20 protein-coding genes are annotated in these 23695 nt (G+C 75.9%); 13 read left to right on the top strand and 7 right to left on the bottom strand.

What is annotated here, in order from left to right:
* Window positions 1-12: 12 nt before the first annotated feature.
* Window positions 13-1758: a 3-hydroxybutyryl-CoA dehydrogenase gene (locus tag O7599_RS06130; RefSeq protein WP_281623288.1), complete on the bottom strand. Its 1746-nt coding sequence runs from the start codon at window positions 1756-1758 to the stop codon at window positions 13-15.
* 506 nt (window positions 1759-2264) lie between these two features.
* On the opposite strand from O7599_RS06130, the gene O7599_RS06125 reads away from it, so the two are divergent.
* Window positions 2265-2876: a HEAT repeat domain-containing protein gene (locus tag O7599_RS06125; RefSeq protein WP_281621071.1), complete on the top strand. Its 612-nt coding sequence runs from the start codon at window positions 2265-2267 to the stop codon at window positions 2874-2876.
* Between the two features lie 82 nt (window positions 2877-2958).
* Here O7599_RS06125 and O7599_RS06120 read toward each other — a convergent pair whose 3' ends face one another.
* Window positions 2959-4017, bottom strand: a complete 1059-nt coding sequence (locus tag O7599_RS06120) for an Rv2578c family radical SAM protein (protein ID WP_281621070.1) — start codon at window positions 4015-4017, stop codon at window positions 2959-2961.
* A gap of 309 nt (window positions 4018-4326) precedes the next feature.
* Here O7599_RS06120 and O7599_RS06115 point away from each other — a divergent pair, with 309 nt between their 5' ends.
* From O7599_RS06115 to O7599_RS06075, 8 genes are all read left to right on the top strand, one after another.
* A complete protein-coding gene (locus O7599_RS06115) occupies window positions 4327-6828 on the top strand; it encodes an MFS transporter (protein ID WP_281621069.1) in 2502 nt (833 codons plus the stop codon).
* A 214-nt stretch (window positions 6829-7042) separates the two neighbouring features.
* Window positions 7043-7876, top strand: coding sequence for a M55 family metallopeptidase (locus tag O7599_RS06110; protein WP_281621068.1), 834 nt, complete (start codon window positions 7043-7045; stop codon window positions 7874-7876).
* Window positions 7869-9275, top strand: a complete 1407-nt coding sequence (locus tag O7599_RS06105) for a M20/M25/M40 family metallo-hydrolase (RefSeq protein ID WP_281621067.1) — start codon at window positions 7869-7871, stop codon at window positions 9273-9275. Before O7599_RS06110 ends, O7599_RS06105 begins: the two co-directional genes overlap by 8 nt.
* A gap of 103 nt (window positions 9276-9378) precedes the next feature.
* Window positions 9379-12375: a prolyl oligopeptidase family serine peptidase gene (locus tag O7599_RS06100; protein ID WP_348652590.1), complete on the top strand. Its 2997-nt coding sequence runs from the start codon at window positions 9379-9381 to the stop codon at window positions 12373-12375.
* Between the two features lie 67 nt (window positions 12376-12442).
* Window positions 12443-12670, top strand: a complete 228-nt coding sequence (locus O7599_RS06090) for a LapA family protein (RefSeq protein WP_281621066.1) — start codon at window positions 12443-12445, stop codon at window positions 12668-12670.
* A gap of 51 nt (window positions 12671-12721) precedes the next feature.
* Complete coding sequence (locus tag O7599_RS06085; protein ID WP_281621065.1) at window positions 12722-13294, top strand: endonuclease domain-containing protein; 573 nt, start codon at window positions 12722-12724, stop codon at window positions 13292-13294.
* 7 nt (window positions 13295-13301) lie between these two features.
* Window positions 13302-13673 carry a glyoxalase superfamily protein gene (locus tag O7599_RS06080; RefSeq protein ID WP_281621064.1) on the top strand — a complete coding sequence of 124 codons (372 nt, stop codon included), beginning with the start codon at window positions 13302-13304 and terminating at the stop codon, window positions 13671-13673.
* A 25-nt stretch (window positions 13674-13698) separates the two neighbouring features.
* Window positions 13699-14253 (top strand): GNAT family protein, encoded by a 555-nt coding sequence (locus tag O7599_RS06075; RefSeq protein ID WP_281621063.1) that lies wholly within the window; start codon window positions 13699-13701, stop codon window positions 14251-14253.
* A 21-nt stretch (window positions 14254-14274) separates the two neighbouring features.
* Here O7599_RS06075 and O7599_RS06070 read toward each other — a convergent pair whose 3' ends face one another.
* The gene (locus tag O7599_RS06070; protein WP_281621062.1) at window positions 14275-14622 is read right to left on the bottom strand and encodes a VOC family protein; all 348 of its coding nucleotides are present in this window, start codon (window positions 14620-14622) and stop codon (window positions 14275-14277) included.
* Window positions 14623-14700: 78 nt separating this feature from the next.
* On the bottom strand, window positions 14701-15501 hold the full coding sequence (locus O7599_RS06065) for a methyltransferase domain-containing protein (RefSeq protein ID WP_281621061.1): 801 nt from the start codon (window positions 15499-15501) through the stop codon (window positions 14701-14703).
* Window positions 15502-15663: 162 nt separating this feature from the next.
* Here O7599_RS06065 and O7599_RS06060 point away from each other — a divergent pair, with 162 nt between their 5' ends.
* From O7599_RS06060 to O7599_RS06050, 3 genes are all read left to right on the top strand, one after another.
* Window positions 15664-15906 carry a DUF6158 family protein gene (locus O7599_RS06060; RefSeq protein ID WP_281621060.1) on the top strand — a complete coding sequence of 81 codons (243 nt, stop codon included), beginning with the start codon at window positions 15664-15666 and terminating at the stop codon, window positions 15904-15906.
* A gap of 210 nt (window positions 15907-16116) precedes the next feature.
* On the top strand, window positions 16117-17424 hold the full coding sequence (locus O7599_RS06055; RefSeq protein ID WP_281621059.1) for an aminotransferase class I/II-fold pyridoxal phosphate-dependent enzyme: 1308 nt from the start codon (window positions 16117-16119) through the stop codon (window positions 17422-17424).
* Window positions 17421-18452, top strand: coding sequence for an MBL fold metallo-hydrolase (locus tag O7599_RS06050; RefSeq protein ID WP_281621058.1), 1032 nt, complete (start codon window positions 17421-17423; stop codon window positions 18450-18452). Before O7599_RS06055 ends, O7599_RS06050 begins: the two co-directional genes overlap by 4 nt.
* 73 nt (window positions 18453-18525) lie before the next feature.
* On the opposite strand, the gene O7599_RS06045 is transcribed toward O7599_RS06050, so the two are convergent.
* Together O7599_RS06045 and O7599_RS06040 are read right to left on the bottom strand one after the other, a co-directional pair.
* A complete protein-coding gene (locus O7599_RS06045) occupies window positions 18526-19167 on the bottom strand; it encodes a VTT domain-containing protein (RefSeq protein ID WP_281623286.1) in 642 nt (213 codons plus the stop codon).
* A gap of 2 nt (window positions 19168-19169) precedes the next feature.
* Complete coding sequence (locus tag O7599_RS06040; RefSeq protein ID WP_281621057.1) at window positions 19170-19952, bottom strand: MBL fold metallo-hydrolase; 783 nt, start codon at window positions 19950-19952, stop codon at window positions 19170-19172.
* Window positions 19953-20098: 146 nt separating this feature from the next.
* Between O7599_RS06040 and O7599_RS06035 the strand changes: the two genes are divergently transcribed.
* Window positions 20099-22543 carry a phage holin family protein gene (locus O7599_RS06035; protein WP_281621056.1) on the top strand — a complete coding sequence of 815 codons (2445 nt, stop codon included), beginning with the start codon at window positions 20099-20101 and terminating at the stop codon, window positions 22541-22543.
* Between the two features lie 18 nt (window positions 22544-22561).
* On the opposite strand, the gene O7599_RS06030 is transcribed toward O7599_RS06035, so the two are convergent.
* Entirely contained in the window at window positions 22562-23518 is a 957-nt protein-coding gene (locus O7599_RS06030) for a LysR family transcriptional regulator (RefSeq protein WP_281621055.1), read from the bottom strand.
* Between the last annotated feature and the right edge of the window lie 177 nt (window positions 23519-23695).

Here is a 23695-nt window from a genome sequence, read left to right as displayed (position 1 = left end):
GCCGGCGGGGGCTCAGCGCCGGGCGGCGGCGTACTCGCGGAAGCCGCGGCCCGTCTTGCGGCCGAGACAGCCCGCGGCGACCAGGTGCTCCAGCAGCGGCGCGGGCGCCAGGCCGGGGTCGCGGAACTCGCGGTGCAGCACCCGCTCGATGGCCAGCGAGACGTCCAGGCCGACGACGTCCAGCAGCTCGAACGGGCCCATGGGATAGCCGCCGCCGAGCTTCATCGCGGCGTCGATGTCGTCGAGCGAGGCGTAGTGCTCCTGGACCATCTTCACCGCGTTGTTCAGGTACGGGAACAGCAGCGCGTTGACGATGAAGCCGGCCCGGTCGCCGCAGTCCACCGCGTGCTTGCCCAGTTGGGCGCAGACCTCGCGGACGGTGGCGTGCGCGTCGTCCGCGGTACGGACCGTGCGCACCACCTCGACGAGCCGCATCACCTGCGCCGGGTTGAAGAAGTGCATGCCGACCACGTCCTCGGGGCGCGAGGTGGCGGCGGCGCAGGCGATGACGGGCAGCGAGGACGTGGTGGTCGCCAGCACCGCGCCGGGCCGGGCCACCTCGTCCAGGCAGGCGAACACCCGCCGCTTGACCGCCAGGTCCTCGGCGACCGCCTCCACGACCAGGCCGGCGCCGGCCAGCGCCCCCAGGTCGCCGGCGGCGGAGATCCGGGCCAGCGCGGCGTCGCGGTCCGCCGCGGCGAGGCGGCCCTTGGCGACGGAGCGGGCCAGCGACGCGGCGACGCGGGCCTTGGCCGCAGCCGCCTTCTCCGCGCCGCGGGCGGCGAGCGTGACCGCGTAGCCCGCCCGGGCGCAGACCTCCGCGATGCCGCTCGCCATCGTGCCCGAGCCGGCGATCCCTATCTCCTCGACCGGCCGCGGCGGCACGCCCCGCGCCGCGCCGGCCGCGCTCGGGGCGGCGTCCGGCACGACGGTGCCGCTGCCGGGGGCCTCGTACGCGTAGAAGCCGCGGCCCGCCTTGCGGCCGGTCAGGCCCGCGGCGGTCAACTGGCCGAGGACGGGCGCGGGGGCGTGCAGCCGGTCCTGCGACGCGGTGTACATCGCCTCCAGCACCGTACGCGCGGTGTCGACGCCGATCAGGTCGAGCAGCTCCAGCGGGCCCATCGGCAGCCCGCAGCCGAGCTTCATCGCCGCGTCGATGTCCTCGCGGGTGGCGTACCGCGACTCGTACATCGCCGCCGCCTGGTTGAGATAGCCGAAGAGCAGGCCGTCGGCGATGAACCCGGGCCGGTCGCCCACCGCGACGGGCTCCTTGCCCAGCTCCCGCACCAGCGCGGTGACCCGCTGGACCGCGGGCGGCTCGGTGAGCACGGAGGAGACGACCTCGACCAGCCGCATCGCCTGGACCGGGGTGAAGAAGTGCAGGCCGAGGACGCGCTCGGGGCGGGCGGAGGAGGCGGCGAGGCGGGTGACGGACAGCGCGTTGGTGCCGGTGGCGAGCACCGCGTCGGGGCGGACGATCCCGTCCAGCGCCGCGAAGACCTGCTGCTTGATCTCGTACGACTCGGGCACCACCTCGATGACCAGGTCCGCGTCGGCGGCGGCGCGCAGGTCGGGGAACGTGCGCAGCCGGGCCAGGACGCCCGCGCGGTCGTCCCGGGTGAGCTTGCCGCGGGCGACGGCGCGATCCGTGGCGCGCTCCAGCGCGGCGACGCAGGCGCGGGCGGCGGCCTCGCTGACGTCGATGCCGACGACCTCGCGCCCGGCGCGGGCCAGCACCTCGCACAGGCCGGTGCCCATCGTGCCGAGGCCGACGACGGCCACCGTGGGGAAGGGAACAGAGGGGGACTCGGGGAACTCGGGGGACTGGGGGACAGGGCTGCGGTCCATCGGGGACTCCAGTCGTGACGCGGGAGAGAGGGCCGGGCGCGCGCGGCGGCGGGGCCGGGGCACGGGGCGGCTCGCGGCGGACGCCGCACGGGGCGGCGGAGGCGCGCGGCGGCGGGGCGCGGCCGGCCCTGTCCCGGGGCCGGGCGTCCTCGCCACGGGCACCGGGGCGCCCGTCGCGCGTGCTGTCAGTTGCCGAACCGACTTCAGCTCTCGGCGGCTGCGTCACCAGACCGCCCGAGCAGGGGTGCTGCTCGTCCCCCGAGCTTAACTCGTGAGTAACCATGGGCGCCAGGGGGCGAATCAGGGAATGTACCCAGCAGCAGGGGCACACATGGAGTGAACCCCGATCCACGAGCCCGTCACCGACCGGTGGCGGGACACGTACCCTGAGTGCCGGCGAGGCAGGGGGCCGAGGCATGGACCAGGAGTATCTGGCGCTCACCGAACGGATCCGCGGCAGGCTGGAGGACCCGCCGGCGCGGGCGCGGTTCGAGCACATGACCGCGCTCGCGCGGCAGCGCACGACCACCGCCCACGAGGAGCTGGCGCGCGTGCTGGAGCTGCCGGGCGAGCCGCTGTGGGCCCGGGAGCTGGCGGCCTTCGCGCTGGGCACGGCGGGGGACCGGCGGGCGTTCGAGACGCTGGTGCTGTTGCTCAACTACCGCGATCCGGTACGGGCGGAGAGCGCGGCGTGTGCGCTGGCCCGGCTCGGCGACCCGCGCACCGCGCGCGCGGCGGCGGCCCTGGCGACGAATCCGCTGCGCACCGCGTACGCGCTGCACGCCATCCGGCTGCTGGTCCGGCTGCGCGCGCCGGAGTCGGCGCCCGCGTTGATCAGCACGCTGCAACGGCTGGTGCGCGAGCCGCAGCACCACTGGCCGATCGCCATCGCCTGCGTGGAAGGGCTGGGCGAGCTGGGCGACCCGGGCGCGATCCCGGCGCTCTCCGAGGCGCTGGGCTTCCCGCAGTTGTGGCGCGCGGCCACGGCGGCGATCACCCGCATCGGCCCGCGCACCCCGTCGCAGTGAGGAGCCGCCCGCCGGGGGCGGACCCGGCCGCGGGCGCGGCGGTGCGGGCCGTGGCCCCGGGCGTACCACCGCCGACCGGGTCTCAGAGCAGCGTCAACTGCGTGTTCTGCGGGCCCTCCGGCCCCGCGCCCGGCTCCTCCTCCGGCTCGATGCGGCGCGCGATGCCGGGGGCCGACGGGCCTATGCCCAGCTCCGTCGCGTACTCGTGCACCTGCCGGGTGATCTGGCGCTGATACCACTTCGGCGCGTACGACCCGCCCGCGTACATCGTGCGGTACCGGCGGACCAGGTGCGGGTGGTGCCGCTCCAGCCAGGCCATGAACCACTCGCGCGCGCCCGGGCGCAGATGCAGCACCAGCGGCGTCACCGACGTGGCGCCCGCCTCCGCCACCGCCCGCACCGTGGCGCGCAGTTGCTCGGGTGCGTCGCTGAGGAACGGGATCACCGGCGCCATCAGCACCCCGCAGCCGATGCCGTGCTCCGCGAGCGTGCGCACCACGTCGAGCCGGCGCTGCGGCGCGGGCGTGCCCGGCTCGACGGTCCGCCACAGCTCGTCGTCCAGGAAGCCCACGGAGACCGCGACCCCGACCTGGGTGACCTCGGCGGACTGCTTGAGCAGCGGCAGGTCGCGGAGGATGAGCGTGCCCTTGGTGAGGATCGAGTACGGGTTGGCGAAGTCGCGCAGCGCGGCGAGGATGCCGGGCATCAGGCGGTAACGCCCCTCCGCCCGCTGGTAGCAGTCGACGTTGGTGCCCATGGCGATGTGCTCCCCGCGCCACCGGCGGCTCGCCAGCTCGCGGCGCAGCAGCTCCGGGGCGTTGACCTTCACCACGATCTGCGAGTCGAAGCCCTGGCCGGTGTCGAGGTCCAGATAGCTGTGCGTCTTCCTCGCGAAGCAGTAGACGCAGGCGTGGCTGCACCCCCGGTACGGGTTCACGGTCCAGTCGAAGGCCATCCGCGACGCCCCGGGCACCCTGTTGACGATCGAGCGCGCCCGCACCTCGTGGAACGTGATGCCGCGGAACTCCGGGGTGTCGAACGTGCGGGTGACGACGGCGGCCGTGCCGAAGAGGGCGGGCGGCGCGGCCCCCGCGGCCGCGCCGCCGTCGGCGGCCTCATCGGTCAGATTGTCCCAGCGCATCGGCACCTCCCGTTGATCTGCAACCGAGAATAGAACACATGTTCCCTTCGCGTCGAGTCCCTCGATCGGGTGACCCGATCGGCGCCTCGCCGGACCGGCCGCCGTGCGCCCTCACCGGTTCGAGTGGTCTTCCGCGCCGCGCCCGTACGCCCCCGGCTCCGCCAGGACGTCGCGAAAGCCGCTGATGAGCGCCCGACAGGCGCTCGGGGCGGCCGAGTTGACGCGCCGCCGCGCGCCCGTGCGGGGGAGTGAATCGCATTTGCCCCGGGATCTGGGGCGGTGCGGAGAATGGTCCGGCGCAGGCGGACGATGGGGAGCTGGCACGTGGGGACGACCCTGGTGAACGACGAGCCGGTCATCGTGCCCGCGGCCGGCCGGGCGGCGGGACCGGTGGAGCCGGCGCAGCCGCCGGGACGTACCGGAAAGGGCCGGCCCCCGGCCGGCCCCGGCACGCCGGACGGCCACCGCGGCGACGCCGGCCACGGCGGGCTGAGCCCCCGCCGCCTCCGGCTGGTCTTCCTCGCCCTGATGCTCGCGCTGCTCCTCGCCGCGCTGGAGCAGATGATCGTCGCCACCGCCCTGCCGAAGATCGTCGGCGACCTGCACGGCCTGGACCGGATGTCCTGGGCGATCACCGCCTACCTGCTCACCTCCACCGTCGGGCTGCCCATCTACGGCAAGCTCGGCGACCTCTTCGGCCGCAAGGGCGTCTTCCAGTTCGCCATCGTGGTGTTCGTCATCGGTTCCGCTCTCGCCGGGGCCTCGCGCAGCATGGACCAGCTCATCGCGTTCCGCGCCGTCCAGGGCATGGGCGCGGGCGGCCTCATGATCGGCGTGCAGGCGATCATCGCGGACATCGTCCCCTCCCGCGAACGCGGCCGGTACATGGGCCTGCTCGGCGCCGTCTTCGGTCTCGCCTCGGTCGCCGGACCGCTGCTCGGCGGGTTCTTCACCGACGAGCTGTCCTGGCGCTGGTGCTTCTACTTCAACGTGCCCTTCGGCCTGGTCACCCTGCTGGTGACCGGCCTGGTGCTGAAGCTGCCCAAGCCCACCGCCCGGCCCCGCCTCGACGTCCTCGGCGCCCTGTTCCTCGCCGCCGCCTCCACCTGCCTGGTGCTGCTGACCAGTTGGGGCGGCCTGGAGTACGCCTGGACCTCCGACGTCATCCTCGCGCTCGGCGCGGGCGCCGTCGGCGCCACCGTCCTGCTGCTCGTCGTCGAGCACTTCGCCGTCGAACCCGTACTGCCGCTGCGGCTCTTCCGCGACAGCATCTTCAACATCACCTCTCTGGTCGGAGTGGTGACCGGGGTGGCGATGTTCGCCGCGGCGAGCTACCTGCCGACCTTCCTGCAGATGGTCGACGGCGCCAGCGCCACCGAGTCCGGGCTGCTGATGCTGCCGATGATGATCGGCACCGTCGTCGCCTCGATCGTCTCCGGCCAGCTCATCACCCGCACCGGCCGCTACCGCCTCTACCCGGTGCTCGGCTGCGCCATCGCCACGGTCGGCATGTGGCTGCTCTCCCGCCTGGACGAGCACACCACGCAGGTGTCGTACAGCATCTGGATGGGCGTCCTCGGCGTCGGCCTCGGACTCGTCCTGCCCGTGCTCATCCTGGCCGTGCAGAACGCGGTGCGCCCCGCCGACCTCGGCGTCGCCACCAGCGCGCACAACTACTTCCGGCAGATCGGCGGCTCCGTCGGCACGGCCGTCTTCGGCACCGTCTTCTTCGACCGCCTCGCCCGTGAACTGGCAGGCACCGTGCCCCCGCCGCCCCCGGGTGCCGAGCTGCCGGAGGCGGAGTCGATCACCCCCGAGGCCGTCCACGCGCTCGACGCCGAGCTGCGCGACGGCTACATCCGCGCCTACGCCGAGGCGATGCCGGGCATCTTCCTGTACCTGGTGCCCGTGCTCGTCCTCGGCGTGGTCTTCGCGTTCCTGCTGAAGGAGAGACCACTGGTGTCCCAGAACCTCCCGGGGCCGGGCCCCGCCACGGACGAGTACCCGGTGGTGGACGCCGTGCCCGCGGCCCGGGGCGCCGCCCCGGCGGGCGCCGGCGTGCCGGTGTGCGGCAGCGTGCAGCACCAGGACGGCACCACCGTGCCCCGCGCGGCGCTCACGCTCATCGACGGCGCCGGCCGCCAGGTGGGCCGCGACGCCAGCCGCGACGACGGCCGGTACATGCTGCCCACGCCGGGCGCCGGCTCGTACGTCCTGGTGGCCGCCGCCGGCGGACACCAGCCGCAGGCCGTGACGGTCACCGTCGGGGACCGGCCGGTCGAGCTGGACCTCGTGCTCGGCGGCGCGGGACGCATCTGCGGCACCGTGGCAGCGGCCGACGGCACGCCGCTGGGGAACGTCGTCGTGACGCTCACCGACGCGCGCGGCGAGGTCGTCGCCTCCGCGCGCAGCGGCCACGACGGCGTGTACGCCATCGGCGAGCTGGTCGCCGGCGAGTACACCCTCGCGGCCACCGCCCACGGCTTCCGGCCCGCGGCGCTGCCGGTCTCCGTGCAGGCGGCGCGCGAGACCCGGCAGGACGTCGAGCTGGCCGGCGGCGCGGTGCTGCGCGGCACGGTCCGCGCGTACGGCGGCCGGCCGGTGGAGGAGGCCCGGGTCACCCTGCTGGACGCCGCCGGCAACGTCGTCGACACCGGAACCACAGGACCGGACGGCGCCTTCCGCTTCGTCGACCTGTCGGCCGGCGAGTACACCGTCATCGCCGCGGGGTACCCGCCGGTGGCCACGGTGCTGCGCGTGGAGGGCGGCGGCCGTACCGAACGGGACCTCCTGCTCGGGCACGGCGACTAGGACCTGTCGCGGCGCTCGGGCGACCGCTCGGGGGCCACTCGCCGGAGCCTCGGCGCCGGTCGTCGCGACCGCGCTTGCACCGGACGGCGCAGAGCCGGTGCCGCCGTCGAAGTGGCTGGTCGCGGGGTGTTCCGGGGGAGTTGGGGTGGTCTATACCTCTGTACGTATCCACAGGGGTTTCACCGCTTCGTCCGACCGCGTACCGTGGCTCGGCATGAAGGTCTTGATCAGCGCCGACATGGAGGGGGCCACCGGCGTCACGTGGCCCGCCGACGTGCTGCCCGGCGGCCCGCAGTGGGAGCGCTGCCGGCCCATGTTCACCTCCGACGTCAACGCCGCCATCGAGGGCTTCTTCGCCGGCGGCGCCGACGAGGTGCTGGTCAACGAGGCGCATTGGACGATGCGCAATCTGCTGCTGGAGCGGCTCGACGACCGCGCCCAGATGCTCACCGGACGGCACAAGTCGCTGTCCATGGTCGAGGGCGTCCAGCACGGCGACGTCGACGGCATCGCCTTCGTGGGGTATCACACGGGTGCCGGCGCCGAGGGGGTCCTCGCGCACACCTACCTGGCCAACTCCCTCACCGGCGTCTGGCTCAACGGCGTGCGGGCCAGCGAGGGCCTGCTGAACGCCCACGTGGTCGCCGAGTTCGGGGTCCCGGTGGTGCTCGTCACCGGCGACGACAAGACCGTCGAGGACGCCGGGGGGTACGCGCCCGCGGCCCGCGGCGTCGCCGTCAAGGACTACGTCTCGCGGTACGCCGCGGTGTGCCGCACCCCGGCCCGTACCGCGGCGGACATCCGGGCGGCGGCCACCGAGGCCGCGGCGCTCGCGGTGCGGACGGAGCCGGTGCGCGGCGGGCCGTTCACGGTGGAGCTGGAGTTCGACGCCGAGCATCTGGCCGGCGCGGCCACCGTCGTGCCGGGCGTGGCACCGGCCGGCGAGCGGCGCGTGGCGTACACGACGGAGACCATGTACGACGGCATCCGCTGCTTCAAGGCGGTCACCACGATCGTCTCGGCCGCCGTGGAGGAGCAGTATGGCTGATCCGGCCCCGCACGCCCCGACCCCGCACGCCCCGGCCGCCCAGGGCTCGGCCGCCCGGGGACCCGGCCCGGACGGGCCGGACGACGCGGCGCTGGACGAGGTGGTGCGCTTCACCTCCGACCTGATCCGCATCGACACCACGAACCACGGCGGCGGCGACGGCGTGGAACGCCAGGCCGCGGAGTACGTCGCGGAGCGGCTCGCCGGCGCCGGCATCGAGCCCACGCTGCTGGAGAAGGCCCCCGACCGGACGAACGTCGTGGCCCGCATCGAGGGCACCGACCCCGGCGCCGCCGCCCTGCTCGTCCACGGCCACCTCGACGTGGTGCCCGCGGAGCCCGCCGACTGGAGCGTCCACCCGTTCTCCGGCGAGGTGCGCGACGGCGTGGTCTGGGGCCGCGGCGCCATCGACATGAAGAACATGGACGCCATGGTCCTCGCGGTCGTACGGGCCTGGGCCCGCGCCGGCGTCCGCCCCCGCCGCGACATCGTGCTCGCCTTCACCGCCGACGAGGAGGCCAGCGCCGAGTACGGCTCCGGTTATCTGGCCGAGGAGCACGCCGCCCTCTTCGACGGCTGCACCGAGGGCATCAGCGAGTCCGGCGCCTTCACCTTCCACGCCGGCGACGGCCTGCGCCTCTACCCCGTCGCGGCCGGCGAGCGCGGCACGGCCTGGCTGCGGCTGACCGCACGGGGCCGCGCCGGGCACGGCTCGAAGGTCAACGCCGACAACGCCGTCTCCCGGCTGGCCGCCGCCGTCGGCCGCATCGGCGAGCACCGCTGGCCCGTCCGGCTGACCCCCACCGTCCGCGCGGCGCTCGTCGAGACGGCCGCGGTGTACGGCATCGAGGTCGCGCCCGGCGAGCTGGACACCCCGGGCTTCGACATCGACGCGCTGCTCGCCAAGCTCGGCCCCGCCGCCGCCCTCGTCGCCCCCACGGTGCACAACAGCTCCAACCCCACCGTCCTCGACGCCGGCTACAAGGTGAACGTCATCCCCGGCAGCGCCACCGCCCAGGTCGACGGCCGGATGGTGGCGGGCGGCGAGGAGGAGTTCACCCGCACGCTCGACGAGCTGACCGGGCCGTACGTCGACTGGGAGTTCAGCCACCGCGAGGTGCCGCTCACCGCCCCCGTCGACGCTCCCGTCTACGCCGCGATGCGCGCCTCCCTGGAGCGCTTCGACCCCGGCGCGCACGTCGTGCCGTACTGCATGTCGGGGGGCACCGACGCCAAGCAGTTCTCCCGCCTCGGCATCACCGGCTACGGCTTCTCGCCGCTGAAGCTCCCCGCCGGCTTCGACTACCAGGAGCTGTTCCACGGCGTGGACGAGCGGGTGCCGGTCGAGGCGCTGCACTTCGGCGTGCGTGTGCTGGACGACTTCCTCAGATCGGCCTGACGGCCCACACCCCCGGACACCGCGCGGAAGCAAGCAACGACCAGCGAGCGCGCCGGCCAGCCCGCCGGCACTCGACCACCAGCGGAAAGAGACGACGCCGCCCGTGACCACCGCCCCGTACGGCACCTGGCCCTCCCCCCTGACCGCCGCCCTCGCCGCGACCCACGACGGCCGCCCGGAGTATCTGGACGCCGTCGGTGACGAGGTGTGGTGGACCGCCCCCCGCCCGCGCGAGGGCGGGCGCCGGGCGCTGGTGCGGCTGCGCCCGGACGGCACCGAGGAGTCGGTGCTGCCTCCGCCGTGGAACGTGCGCAACCGGGTCATCGAGTACGGCGGCAGGCCCTGGGCAGGCGCGCCGCGCGCCACCGGCGGGCCGCTGATCGTCTTCACCCACTTCACCGACCAGCGGCTGTACGCGTACGAGCCGGACGGCGGCGGCGAGCCCCGCCCGCTGACGCCCGTCTCCGCCGTCGGCGGCGGGCTGCGCTGGTGCGACGCGGTCGTGCTGCCCGAGCGCGGCGAGGTGTGGTGCGTGCTGGAGGAGTTCACCGGGCAGGCTCCCACCGACGTACGCCGCGTGCTCGCCGCCGTGCCCCTGGACGGCTCGGCGTCCGCCGACCGCGCCGCCGTGCGCGAACTGACCGACGACCGGCACCGCTTCGTCACCGGCCCCCGGCTCTCCCCGGACGGCCGGCAGGCCGCCTGGATCGCCTGGGACCACCCGCAGATGCCCTGGGACGGGACGGAGCTGCGCGTCGCGGACGTCACCGGCGACGGCCGGCTGGCCGGGGTGACGACGGTGCTCGGCGCCCAGCGGGGCTCCGAGGCGGAGTCCGTCGCGCAGGCCGAGTGGCTGCCGGACGGCACCCTCGTCGCCGCCACGGACCGCAGCGGCTGGTGGAACCTGCACCGGGTCGACCCGGCCACCGAGGTGGCCGTCGAACTCTGCCCGCTGCCCGAGGAGTTCGCCGACGCGCTGTGGAAGGTCGGGCTGCGCTGGTTCGCGGTCCTCGGCAGCGGCCTCGTCGTCACCCTGCACGGCACCGGCGGCACCCGCCTCGGCGTCCTCGACCCCGCCACCGGCGAGCTGGCCGACGTGCCGGGCCCCTGGTCGAACTGGGCGCCGGCGCTCGCCGTCGCCGGCGAACGGGTCTTCGGCCTGGCCGCGAGCCCCGTCACCGGGTACGAGGTCGTCGAGCTGGACACCGCCACGGGGTACGCCCACGTCGCGGGCAACGTCCACCGGGACGCCGTCGCCCCGGCCTACCTGCCGGAGCCGGTGTCCCGCACCTTCGCGGGACCCGGGGGCCGCGAGGTGCACGCCCACGTCTACCCGCCGCGCCACCCGGAGCTGACCGGCCCCGAGGGCGAGCTGCCGCCGTACGTGATCTGGGCGCACGGCGGACCCACCGGGCACGTACCGCTCGTGCTCGACCTGGAGATCGCCTACTTCACCTCCCGCGGCATCGGCGTCGCCGAGGTCAACTACGGCGGCTCCACCGGCTACGGCCGCGCCTACCGCGAGCGGCTGCGCGAACAGTGGGGCGTCGTGGACGTCGAGGACTGCGCCGCCGTCGCCCGCGCGCTGGCCGACGAGGGCACCGCCGACCCCGCCCGGCTGGCGATCCGCGGCGGCAGCGCCGGCGGCTGGACCACCGCCGCGTCCCTCACCTCGCCGCTCGCCGAAGGGCTGTACGCGTGCGGCACGATCGTCTACCCCATCCTCGATCTCGCCGGCTGGGCCACGGACGAAACGCACGACTTCGAGTCGCGCTACCTGGAGTCGCTGGTCGGCCCGCTCGCCGAGGTGCCCCAGCGCTACCGCGAGCGCTCCCCGGTGCACCACGCCGACCGGGTCGCCGCGCCGTTCCTGCTGCTCCAGGGGCTCGACGACGTGATCTGCCCGCCGGTGCAGGCCGAGCGGTTCCTCCAGGCGGTCGCGGGCCGTGGCGTCCCGCACGCGTACCTCACCTTCGAGGGCGAGGGCCACGGCTTCCGGCGCGCCGACACCCTGACGCGGGCGCTGGAGGCCGAGCTGTCGCTGTACGCGCAGACGTTCGGCTTCGCGGTGCCGGACGTGCAGGTCGTGGACCTGGGCGCGCCCGTGCCCCCGGCCGCCGCGGCCGGGCGCGCGTCCCGCCCGGGCGGCGCGTCCGCCCCGGGCACCGGGTCCGCCGTCGCGCTCGTCCGCCCCCGCCGGCTGCGCCCCGGCGACCGGGTCGCGGTCGTCGCCCCCAGCGGCGGGTTCCCGCGCAAGGAGCTGGACGCCGGCGTCGAGGTGCTGCGCGGCTGGGGCCTGGACGTCGACGTCCACCCCACCGCGTACGGCGAGCACGACGCGCTGTCCTACCTCGCCGCCGACGACGCCGCCCGCGCCCGCGACTTCGCGCGCGCCTGGTGCGACCCGGAGGTCGCCGCCGTCTTCTCCGGCAGGGGCGGCTACGGCGCCCACCGCATGCTCGACCACGTCGACTGGGCCGCCCTGCGGGCCGCGGGACCGAAGGTCTACGTCGGCTTCAGCGACGCCACCGCCCTCCACGAGGCCGTCGCCACCCACCTCGGCGTGGCCACCCTGCACGGGCCGATGCCCGCGTGGACCACGTTCACCGCGGACGACACCACCCGCGACCACCTGCGCCGCACCCTCTTCGAGCCGGCCACCGTGCAGCGCCTGACCAGCCCCGGCGCCCGCGCCCTCGTCCCCGGCCGGGCCCGCGGCGTCACCCTCGGCGGCTGCGTCAGCCTGCTGGCCGCCGGCCTCGGCACCCCCGGCGCCCGCGCCGGCGCCGCCGGCGGCATCCTGCTCATCGAGGACACCGACGAGACGGACTACCGACTCGACCGCATCCTCACCCAGCTCCGCCGCAGCGGCTGGCTGACCGGCGTCGCCGGCGTCGTCTGCGGCACGTGGGCGGACTGCGGCCCGTACGACGACATCCGCGCCGTGCTCGCCGACCGGCTCGGCGACCTCGGCGTGCCGGTGCTGGAGGGCCTGGACTTCGGCCACGGTGCCCCGGCCCTCACCGTCCCCCTCGGCGTCCCCGCCGTGCTCGACGCGGACGCCGCCACCCTCACCCTCGACACCCCGGGGCTCGCGTGAGAGTGAACGTTCGCCCGAACGCCCCGGCCGCCGGGCGCCCGCGCGCCCGCGGGCACAGGCTGGGCTCATGGCGCACACCTCGGTACGTACGGGCGGCCCCCGGCACGCGCTGACGCCCCGCAGGGTGGTCGCGATCGTGCTGGCCGCCCTCGGCCTGGCCTTCATCTTCCAGAACACCCGGCGCACCCGTATCCAACTGCTGTTCTGGGAGGTCACCACGCCGCTGTGGCTGGCCCTGCTGGCGGTCACGGTGATCGGCATGATCGTGGGGTGGACGCTCCAGCGCCGCAGGTGACGCCGGCGGTCCGCGCCGCCGATGTCAGTGCCGGGCCGTAGCGTCGGGGGCATGAGCAGCACGCCACCGCCGGGCCGCGAGGTCCCCGCCTGTCACGAGTGGACGCCGCCGGCCGCGCCGTCCTGCGGGGCCGCCGCACCCGCCGCGGCATCCGCCGCACCCGCCGCGGTGCGCTCCGCCGGCGCGGGCGGCGCGCTCGCGGCGATACGGCGGTGGCAGGCCGGCCGCTGCGCGGTCTGCGGGCTGAGCCCGGCCCGGCTCGTCATCGACCACCACCACGTCTCCGGGCTGGTGCGCGGCCTGCTCTGCGAGTCGTGCAACGTCGCCGAGGGCCGCCGCACCTCGTCCTACGCCGAGCCGTACGCCTCGTACCGCCGCCGCCCGCCCGCGCTGATCGTCGGACTCACCGAGCGCTACCCCCACTGGCGCCCGAACGCCTACCACTACGTCCTCGGCGACCCGCCCGACGACCCCGCGCTCGCCGCCCGCGTCCTCGACCACCTCATACGCCACCCGCCCCGGCGCCCCACCGGACGCCCGGTCGAGATCCCCGGGCTGCCCGGCCACTACCTGGTGGGGGACGAGATGCGCCGTCTCGCCGACCGGCTGGCGGCGGAGGCATAGTGGTGACATGACTGTCCTCTTCCGGCGCACCGTACCGGTCCTCCGCATCTTCGACATCGCCAAGGCCCGCGAGTTCTACGTCGACTACCTGGGCTTCACGGTCGACTGGGAGCACAGGTTCGCCGACGGCCTCCCGCTCTACATGCAGGTCTCCCGCGGCGACCTCACCCTCCACCTGAGCGAGCACCACGGCGACGCCAGCCCCGGCGCCACCGCCTACGTGGAGGTCGACGGCGCCGGCGAACTGCACGCCGAGCTCAAGGCCAAGGACTACCCGTACCTGAAGCCCGGGCTCGAGGAGGACGCCGAAATCGGCACGGTCCTGGAGCTCACCGACCCCTTCGGCAACAGGCTGCGGTTCGTCCAGCCGAATCCCTGACCAGCGCCGGGCGTAGACTCGCCCGGTGCCCGAGAACGATGTCATCGCGGCCGGCGCCCGCACCGCGATCCGCACCCCGCGCCCCGCGGACGAGGGGGAGTTCCTCGCCCGCGCGCGGGCCAGCGCCGAGCTCCACCGCCCGTGGCTCTCCGCGCCCACCACCCCCGCCGACTACCGCGCCTACCTGGAGCGGCTCACCGAGCCGCAGACCGAGGGGTTCCTCGTCTGCGAGCGGGAGTCCGGCGCCCTCGCCGGCTTCGTCAACATCAACGCCATCGTGCGCCGCGCCTTCCTCTCCGGCGCCCTCGGGTACGCGGCCTTCGTCCCGTACGCCGGCCGCGGCCACATGTCCGAGGGCATCGGCCTCGTCGTCCGGCACGCCTTCACCCACCTCGGCCTGCACCGCCTGGAGATCAACGTCCAGCCGGGCAACGCCGCGTCCATCGCGCTGGCCAAGCGCGCGGGCTTCCGGCTGGAGGGCTTCTCGCCCGACTACCTGTTCATCGACGGCGCCTGGCGCGACCACGAACGCTGGGCGCTGACCGCCGAGATGACCGACCTCCCGGGCGCCCCGCGGTAGCGGAAGCGGAAGGGGCGGCGGTCAGCGGCGGCGGTCGACGTACTCGAAGATGCTGCCGTCGGGGTGGCGCGCGACCATGTTGCGCCCGATCGGCGTCTCCGAGGGGCCCGCGACGATCTCGGCGCCGACCGAGCGGAGCGTCGCGTACGCCTCGGCGACGTCCTTGACCGCCAGCGTCGCGGTGATTCTGCGGAGCACGTCGAGGGTCTGCGGCGGGCCGGTCATCAGCAGGAAGCAGCCGACGGCGGCGACGGAGACGCCCGCCTGCGAGAAGCGCTGCGCCTGTTCGCCGGTCAGCCTCTCGTACGTGTCGACGGCGGACTCCAGGTCGTCCACGCAGATGCGCAGTGAGGTGCCGAGGATCTCCATGGGGGAGAGTCTAGGGGCGGCGAAGCCGGTTGCGACGCGGGGCCGTTGGCGCGGGTACGGACCGGCGCCCCCGCGCCGTCACGGCACCCGGCAGAGCACCTCGCCGTGCAGCACCGCGAACCACGCGCCGTCCGCCACACCCCACTCCCGCCAGCCGGCCGCGATCCGCGCCAGGGCCGCCGCGTCCGCATGCCCGCCGTCGACCGCGAGACGGGCGTACGACGACGCCGTCGTGCGGTCCGCCCACGACTCGCTCCACCACGCGCGCTCCGCCGCCGCCGCGAAGCACCACGCGCTCGCCGAGGCCGTGACGTCCGCGAACCCCGCCTCCCGGGCCCAGCCGAGCAGCCGCCGCCCCGCGTCCGGCTCGCCGCCCGAGGCGCGGGCCACGCGGCGGTAGGTGTCCAGCCAGTCGTCCAGGGCGGGTACGGCGGGGTGCCACGTCATGGCGGCGTAGTCCGCGTCCCGGGCGGCGACGAGCCCGCCGGGGCGGCACACCCGGCGCATCTCGGCCAGCGCCCGCACCGGGTGCGCGAGATGCTGGAGCACCTGGTGGGCGTGGACCACGTCGAACGAGTCGTCCGGGAAGTCCAGCGCCTCGGCGTCGGCGACGGCGAACTCGGCGTTCGTCACGCCCCGGTCGGCCGCCGCCGCGCGCGCCTGCGCCAGGATCCCCTCCTGCGCATCCACGGCCGTCACCCGGCCCCGGGGCACGAGACCGGCGAGGTCGGCGGTGATCGTGCCGGGGCCGCAGCCGAGGTCGAGGATGTGCATCTCGGGTCGCAGCTCGCCGGTCAGGTACGCCGCCGAGTTGGCGGCCGTGCGCCAGCGGTGCGAGCGCAGCACCGAGTCGTGGTGTCCATGCGTGTAAACGGCCATGGGCGGCAGCGTAGCCAGGGTCTCGTATGACGAGAAGTATCGTCTCGGAATACGAACAGGACGGGGAGGCTCCACGACTGTACGCGCGTGTCCCGGGTAGCAGCGGGAACGGGATTGCCCGATCCTGGAGACGGAGACAGCCGGCCCGAAGGAGAGCCGCAAATGGGCGAGAGCGACCGGCGCCGGGGCGGAATCGCCCCCGCGCGGCTGACCGACCAGCAACTGATAAAGGAGCTGGAGAACATCCACCGCACCCGCCACGACACGCTGCTGCACGGCTCGGCGGCGGCGCTCGCCGTGCACAACACCCGCATGGCGCAGCTCGAAGGCGAGTACCTGAGCCGGCACCCCGAGCGCTCCGTCGCGCTCGGCCGCACCCGCGAGGGCGCGCGGGAGCGCGGCTGAGGGACCCCGCGGACGGGTGGCGGCGTGACCGTGCCGTACGGACCGGCCGCGGAACCCGTGCGCGCACCGCGCGCCCTGCGCCCGCCCCGACCACACCTCACCTGACCAGGCGCGCAGCGCACCGCCCCGGGCGCCGCGCGATCTGGGACAGTGGGAGGGATTCGCACTCTTGTGAGCGCCCGACGGGCGCGCGACGGCGGGAGGTGGCGCATGCGGCATGCCGTCCCGGACGCCGGTCTGCCACCTCCCGCGGAACTCGTCGACGACTTCGCCCGCTCCGCCGCCGCCGCACCCGGGCCGCCCGGCGGCGGCCCGGAGCTGCGCGCCGCCGCCGCGGGCTACTGGCACCGCCGCGGCCTGGCCACCGACCCCGGGCAGACCACCGCCGCACCCGGCGGCCCCGCGCTGCTGCTCGCGCTGGTCGCCGCGGTCGGCGGCGAGGTGCTGCTGCCCCGCCCGTCGGCTTCCTGGTACGCGGCGCAGCCGGTGATCCTCGGCCACGCCGTGCACCGCGTGCCCACCACCGCCGAGTCCGGCGGCGCCCCCGACCCGGTGGCGCTGCTGGAGACCGTGCGCCGGGTACGGGCCGAGGGCGGCGACCCGCGCCTGCTGGTCCTCTCCGTCGCCGACGACCCCACCGGCACGGTGCCGCCGCCGGAGCTGGTGCACGAGGTGTGCGAGGCGGCGGCCGGGGAGGGGCTCCTCGTCGTCAGCGACGAGACGTACCGCGACACGCTGCACGACCCGCACGCCACGGTGCTCGTCAGCCCCGCCGAGATGCTGCCCGACGACGTCGTGGTGCTCGCCGACCTCGGCGGCTCACTCACCCCGCCCGGCTGGCCCGCCGCCGTCGCCCGCTTTCCCGCCACGCGCACGGGCGCCATGCTGCACGACACCGCGCTGGCCGTGCTCGGCACCGCCGTGCCGCCCCTGCCCCCGCCCGTCGAGGCCGCCGCCGCGGCGGCCCTCGCCGAGCCGCCCGCCGTCACCGGCCGGCTGGCCGCCGGCGTCCGGCTGCACGCGGCGCTCACCGCGGCCGTACGTGACGTGCTGATCGCCGCGGGCGCGCTGGTCCGCCCGCCGCAGGCCGGCTACCACGTCTACGCGGACCTCGAAGCACTGCGCCCGGAGCTGGCCCGCCGCGGCGTCGTGGACGCCGTGGACCTGGAGGACGCCGTCGTCCGCGCCCTGGGCCCCGGCGCCCGCGCCCGCGCGGTCGGCGGCGCGCAGCGCTTCGGCGACGACCTGACCGCGCTGCGGCTGCGGGTGGCCACGGCGCCGCTCCTCGGCGAGGGCGGCGGCGCCCACGCCGCCGCCCTCGCCTCGGCCCGCGCCCGCCCGCCCGCCGCCGCCGCGACCACCCTGACCCCCGCCGCGCCCGCCCCCGGAGCCCCGGCCACCCCCACGGCCCCGGGAGCCGAGCCGCGGGAGCCCGCACCCGCGGAGTGGCCGCAGGTGGCCGACGCGCTGAGATCCCTCGGATCGGCCCTCACCGAGCTGACAGGAGGCCGCCGTTGACCAGCCCGTCACAGCGGACGGGAGCCGCCGGTCCCGCCGCGCCGACCGAGCACTCCGCCACGAAACCGCGTCCCCTCGGCGAGCTCCGCCGCTGGCCGCGGTCCTTCACCGACCGGCTCAACGCCCCCCTGCCCGGCATCGGCATGCTCACCCGGCTGGCCCGCACCCGCCAGTTCCGCCCCACGCCCCGGGCGCTCCGGGAGATCCCCCGCCTGCCCTACGCGCCCGGGCCGCTGCCCGCGGCGGGCCCCGGCACCGTCGCCGTCACCTGGGCCGGGCACGCCAGTTGGGTCCTGCGGATCGGCGGCCTGACCGTCCTCACCGACCCGCTGTGGTCCCGGCGGATCCTCGGCACCCCCGCCCGCGTCACCCCCGTCGGCGTGCGCTGGGAGGACCTGCCGCCCGTCGACGCCGTCGTCCTCTCCCACAACCACTACGACCACCTCGACCGCCCCACCCTGAAGCGACTGCCCCGCACCACCCCGCTGTTCGTGCCCGCCGGGCTCGCCCGCTGGTGCCGCCGCCGCGGCTTCACCCGGGTCACCGAGCTGGACTGGTGGGAGGCCGCGGAGCTGCCCGCGCCCGGCGGGCCCGTGCGCTTCGACTTCGTACCGGCCCACCACTGGAGCAAGCGCACGCTGACCGACACCTGCCGCTCGCTGTGGGGCGGCTGGGTCCTCACCGACGGCGCGGGCCGGCGCCTCTACTTCGCCGGCGACACCGGCTACGGCCACTTCTTCGAGGAGATCGGCCTGCGCCTGCCCGGCATCGCCCTCGCGCTGCTGCCGATCGGCGCGTACTCGCCGCGCTGGATGCTGGGGCCGGTGCACATGGACCCCGAGGAGGCGGTGCGCGCCTGCGGGGACGTCGGCGCGCGGCGGATGGCGCCGATGCACTTCGGCACGTTCCTGCTGTCGGCCGAGCCGCCGCTGGAGCCGCTGCGGCGGGTGCGGGCGGCGTGGGAGCGCACCGGCCGGCCGCGGGCCGAGCTGTGGGACCTGCCGGTGGGGGCGTCGCGGGTGCTGTGACGGCGGTCGGGTGCCGGAAACCGGGAAGGCAGTACGGGCGCGCGGCGCGTGGCGCCGTACCGACTGCGACCGGCTACGCCTCCCGCCCCCGGCCGTCGCCGCGCACCCGGCGCCACACCGGCGGCGCCAGGCTGATCACCACCGTCAGCAGCACCGCCGCCGCCACCCCCTGCCAGGGCTCGGGAAACAGCGAGCCGCCGAGGATGCCGATCAACTGGTACGTGGCCGCCCACGCCAGACAGGCGGGGAAGTTGCCGCGCACGAACGTGCGCAGCGGCATCCGCGCCAGCAGGCACGCCAGCATCACCGGGATCCGCCCGGCCGGCAGCAGCCGCGACAGCACCAGCACCGAGATCCGGTGCCGTTCCAGCTTCCGCTGCGCGTTCGCCAGTTGCTCCGGCGCGACGCGGTCGCGCAGCCGGTCGAGCCAGCGCGAGCCGTTGCGCGAGCGCACCCCGCGCTGCCCCAGCCAGTACAGGGTGACGTCGCCGAAGAAGGCGGCGATCGAGGCGGTGGCGAACACCAGCAGCAGCGCGTACGCGGCCTCGTGGTGGAACGCGACGACGGCGGCGGAGCTGACCACGGCGCCCGTCGGCACCACGGGCACCAGCGAGCCCACGAGCACCAGCAGGAACAGCGACGGGTAGCCCACCGCCTGCTGCGCGGGGGCCACGTCCCGGGCGGCGGCGAGCAGCGCGGGCGGCGCGTTGGGCAGCCTCAACGGGCCGCCTCCAGCCGCATGCCCTCGCCGTGCCCCAGCCGGTGCACGGCCACCTGCGGTGCCAGCGCCGCCGCCCGCCGGACGAAGTCGTGGCCGGGGGCGTGGAACTCGTGCGGGCGGACGGCGTCCATGCCGATCGGCCAGTACGTGCCGTAGTGCACCGGCACCGCCGCGCGCGGCGCCAGCTCCGCCAGCGCCTCGGCGGCGCGGCCGGGGTCGAGGTGGCCGTGGCCGAGGAACGGACCCCAGCCGCCGACGGGCAGCATCGCCACGTCGCACGCGCCCACCGCGCGGGACATGCCGTCGAAGAGCCCGGTGTCGCCGGCGAAGTAGGTGCGGGCCTCGCCCTCGATCACGTAGCCCAGCGCGGGCGCGGTGCGGGGCCCGTACGGCCAGCGGCGGCCGTCGTGCGCGGCGGGCACGGCGCGGATCGTCAGCGCCCCCGCGGCGACCTCGTCCCCCGGGCGCACCTCGGTCACCGGCAGCCCGCGGGAGGTGGCGAGCCGCCCGAGACCGGGCACGGCGGCCCGCGCCCCGTGCGGCACCACGAGCCGGGTGCCGGGCGCGAGCCGGGCCAGGGACGGCAGGTGGAGGTGGTCGGAGTGCAGGTGGGACACGACCACGACGTCGGCGATGGCGGCCGCGGGCGGCGGCAGCGCGCCGCGGCGCCGCCGCAGGTGCATCAGCCGCGGTACGAACAGCGGGTCGGTCAGCACCCGCACCCCCGAGTCCCGCACGGTCGCGGTGGCATGTCCCCACCACGTGATCTCCACCGGCAACGCCCGCTCCCTCCGCCACCACCTGCCCCGGCCCCACCGAGGGTACGGCGTCGCACGTGCCTCGTACGGTGCCGCGGGGCCGGGCGAAGTCGCCTGCCGTCCGGCTGTGGAAGGCTGGTACGACAGGAGCGGAGGTGAGAGAGCGCATGGCGGAGCCGCGGAAGGCGCCCGGCGAGGGCACCGGGCAGGGGGAGGAGCCCGGGTCCGGGGAGGACGCCGGGGAGGGGACGGGGCCCGGCCCGGACGCGCGGTCCGGGCCGCCGCACGCCGGGGAGCGTACGGACGCGGACGCCCGCTTCCGCACCGAATGGGACCGGGCGGACCGCACCGAACCGGATCGCGAGGACCGTACGGAACCGGAACCCGGTCCCGACCCCGACCCCGACCCGCGCGCGGGCCTCACGGCCCTGCGGGCCGCGACCACGCGCAAGGGCAGGCGCGCCGCCGCCCGCGGCCTCGGCCGGATCGTCGTCGTGTGGGCCGTCGGCACGGTCACCATGCTCATCCTCGCCGGCGCCCTGCCCGACTTCCGGCTCCAGTCGCCCGACGGCGACAGCGCCACCCGCATCGCCGTCACCGCCGCCGTCGGCGCCGGCGTCTTCGGCGTGCTCTCCGCGCTGGTGTGGCCCGTGCTCGTGCGGGCCCTGCTGCTGGTGCCCGCGTTCGTGCTCGGCCTGCTCGTCTTCTTCCTCAACGGCTCCCTGCTGCTGATCGCCCTCAGCCTCAACCCCACCGGCAGCGGCGAGGCCAACCCGGAGACCGCCGTCGTCGTCGCCGCGGTGATGTCCGCCGCGTCCTCGGCCACCAGCACCGCGCTCACCGTCCGCGACGACGGCGCCTACCGCCGCCGGCTCGCCCGGCTCGCGTACCGCCGCGGTGCCCCTGCGGTGTCCCCGGACGCCGCCCCCGGCATCGTCTTCCTCCAGCTCGACGGCGTCGGCCACGACGTGCTGCACGACGCGCTGCAGGAGCGCGAGCGCGCCGGCGGGCGCAGCCTCGGCGGCCAGCGGCTGCTCGCGCACCGGCTGCCGCCGGTGATGGAGACCGTCGCCTCCTGGCACGGCACCAGCCACCGGCTCATCCCCTGGCGCACCGACTGGTCCAGCCAGACCGGCGCCAGCCAGCTCGGCATCCTGCACGGCACCAACGAGGACGTCCCCGCCTTCCGCTGGTACGAGAAGGAGACCGGCGAGGTGAAGGTCTGCAGCCACCCCTCCACCGCGCTGGAGCTGGAGCGCCGGGCCGCCGCCCGCGCCGCCTCGGACCCGGCCGTGCCCGGCGGGCTGCTGGCCACCGGCGCGCCCGGCGACACCGCCAGCCGCGGCAACCTGTTCACCGGCGGCGCCACGCAACTCGCCCTGGTGCTGTCGGTGGCGGTCCGGCGGAAGAAGAAGACCCGCTCCCGCGCCGGGTACTTCGCCTACTTCTCCGACCCCGCCAACGCCTCCCGCACCTTCGCCTCCTTCGTCGCCGAGGCCGGCCGCGAGGTGTTCCAGTCGCTGCGCTCCCGGCTGCGCCGGGAGACTCCGCGGGTCGGCCGGGGCGGGCTGTACCCCTTCATCCGCGCCTTCGCCACCGTCGTCTCCCGGGACGTCGTCGTGGCCGCCGTCATAGGGGACATGCTCGCGGGGCGCACGGCGGTGTACGCCGACCTCGTCGCGTACGACGAAGTGGCCCACTACACGGGGCCGCACCACCGCGACGCCCAGCAGGTGCTGCGCCGCATCGACCGCTCGATCGCGCTCGTCGCCAAGGCCGCCGAGCACGCCCCGCGCCCGTACCGCATCGTGCTGCTGTCGGACCACGGCCAGAGCCACGGCCCCACGTTCGCCGACACGTACGGCCTCACGCTCCAGGATCTGGTACGCGCCGGCTGCGGCCTCCCGGTCTCGCGGCGGGCCGGCAGGACCAGGAGCGGCGCCGAGGCGCGCACCGCCGCCCGTGCCGCGCTGCGCCGGCCGGAGCGCTCCGAGGACGTGCACGACGGCAGGGAGCGGCGCGGCCTGGAGCCGGTGGTGCTCGGCTCCGGGAACCTGGGGCTGGTGTCCTTCCCCGAACTGCCCGGCGTCGCCGGCCGGGAGACGATCGAGCGTCGCCACCCGGCGCTGCTGCCGGCGCTGACGGAGCACCCCGGGGTGGGCTTCGTGCTGGTGCGCTCCGAGGAGCACGGGCCGGTGGTCCTCGGCGCGGACGGCGCGGAGCACCACCTGGAGACCGGCAAGGTCATCGGCATCGACCCGCTGCTGCCCTTCGGTCCGGGCGCCGCCGAGACGGTGCTGCGCACCGCCCGCTTCCGGCACGCTCCGGACATCATGGTCAACTCCTCGTACGACCCGGCGACCGGCACCGTGCACGCCTTCGAGGACCAGATCGGCTCGCACGGCGGCCTCGGCGGCGAGCAGAGCCGGGCGTTCCTGTTCTGGCCCGAGGGACTGACGCCGCCGGTGCCGGCGGGGGAGACACTGGCGGGCGCGGAGTCGGTGCACCGGGTGCTGCGCCGGTGGATCGGCGAGTGCGGTGGGCCGGTCGTGCGCCGGGCGGCGGCCGAGGTGCGCGCCGACCAGGTGGCGGGGAGCCGGCAGGCGGGGTGAACCGGGCCGCGCGGCCGGTCAGCCGGCGGTGCCGTACGCGGGGTTCGCGGCCAGCCACTTCGCGTAGACCGGGTTGCGCCGCGCCGCCTCCGCGTGCGCCGCCCGCGCGTACATCACCACCGCGGGCGCGGTGCCCGCCGCCGGCGACTCCGGGTGCCAGCCGATGAGGTGCCGCCAGCTCAGCGGCGTCCCCGAGATCGGCACGGTGGTGATCCCCGGCGTCGGCGGCATGGTCGCCCGGCACAGCCCCACCGCGCGGCCGACCTGCACCAGGTGGGCGCACGAGACGGTGTCGGTCTCCAGGATCGGCGTCGGCGTGAACCCGGCCCGCGCACACGCCGCGGAGAAGCAGTCCCCGAAGCACCCCTCGCCGGGCACCGTCGTCCACCGCTCCGTGCGGAACCGGCCCAGCTCCAGCTCCGGTTCGTCCGCCGCCGGGTGGTCCTCGGCCAGCATGAAGTACACCGGGTCCGTGCCCACGAGCCGCCACTGGAGCTCCGAGGCCGGCGGCGGGCTCTCGCCGCAGACCCCGATCAGCGCGAAGTCCAGCCGGCCCGAAGACGCCATCTCGCTGATCTCCTGCACCGACCACGAGGTGTACGTGCTCACCGGCTCGTCCGGATGCAGCGCCGCCAGCCGGTCCACCAGCGCACCCAGCAGCGGGCCGTGCGTACCCCCGAGCCGGAACCGGTGCAGGTCCTCCCAGGCGTTGGCGAACCGCACCGCCTCCTCCTGCAACTCCCGCACCGCGGGCAGCAGCACCTGCGCCCGGTCGAGCACCAACTCCCCGAGCGCGGTGGGCCGGGCCCCCGCCCGGTCGCGTACGAACAGCGGACCGCCCAGGGCCCGTTCGATGCGCTTGAGCTGCGCGCTGATCGCCGACTGCGCAAGACCGAGCCGGCCGCCGGCCCGCGTGAGGCTCCCCGTCTCGGCGATGGTGCGCACGAGCTTGAGATGCCGCAGTTCCAGTTCCATCGCCGTCTCGTCTCCGGCCCGGCGCGGGCCGCTTCGGGAAACGTAGAGCCAGGGACGCGACACCGCAATAGCCCCGCAGGTCGGACGCCCGCGCCCGCCGCGCACGGCCGCATTACCCCGGTGGTAATCGACGCCGCGGGCCGGGGCGGGCACCGTGGGGGTAGCGGGGCCCGGACC

Origin of the sequence: Streptomyces sp. WMMC500 (genome assembly GCF_027497195.1) — a bacterium.
Taxonomy (GTDB): Bacteria; Actinomycetota; Actinomycetes; order Streptomycetales; family Streptomycetaceae; genus Streptomyces.
The sequence above is the reverse complement of the archived record's forward strand: the minus strand, read 5'-3'. Positions and strand labels throughout refer to the sequence as shown.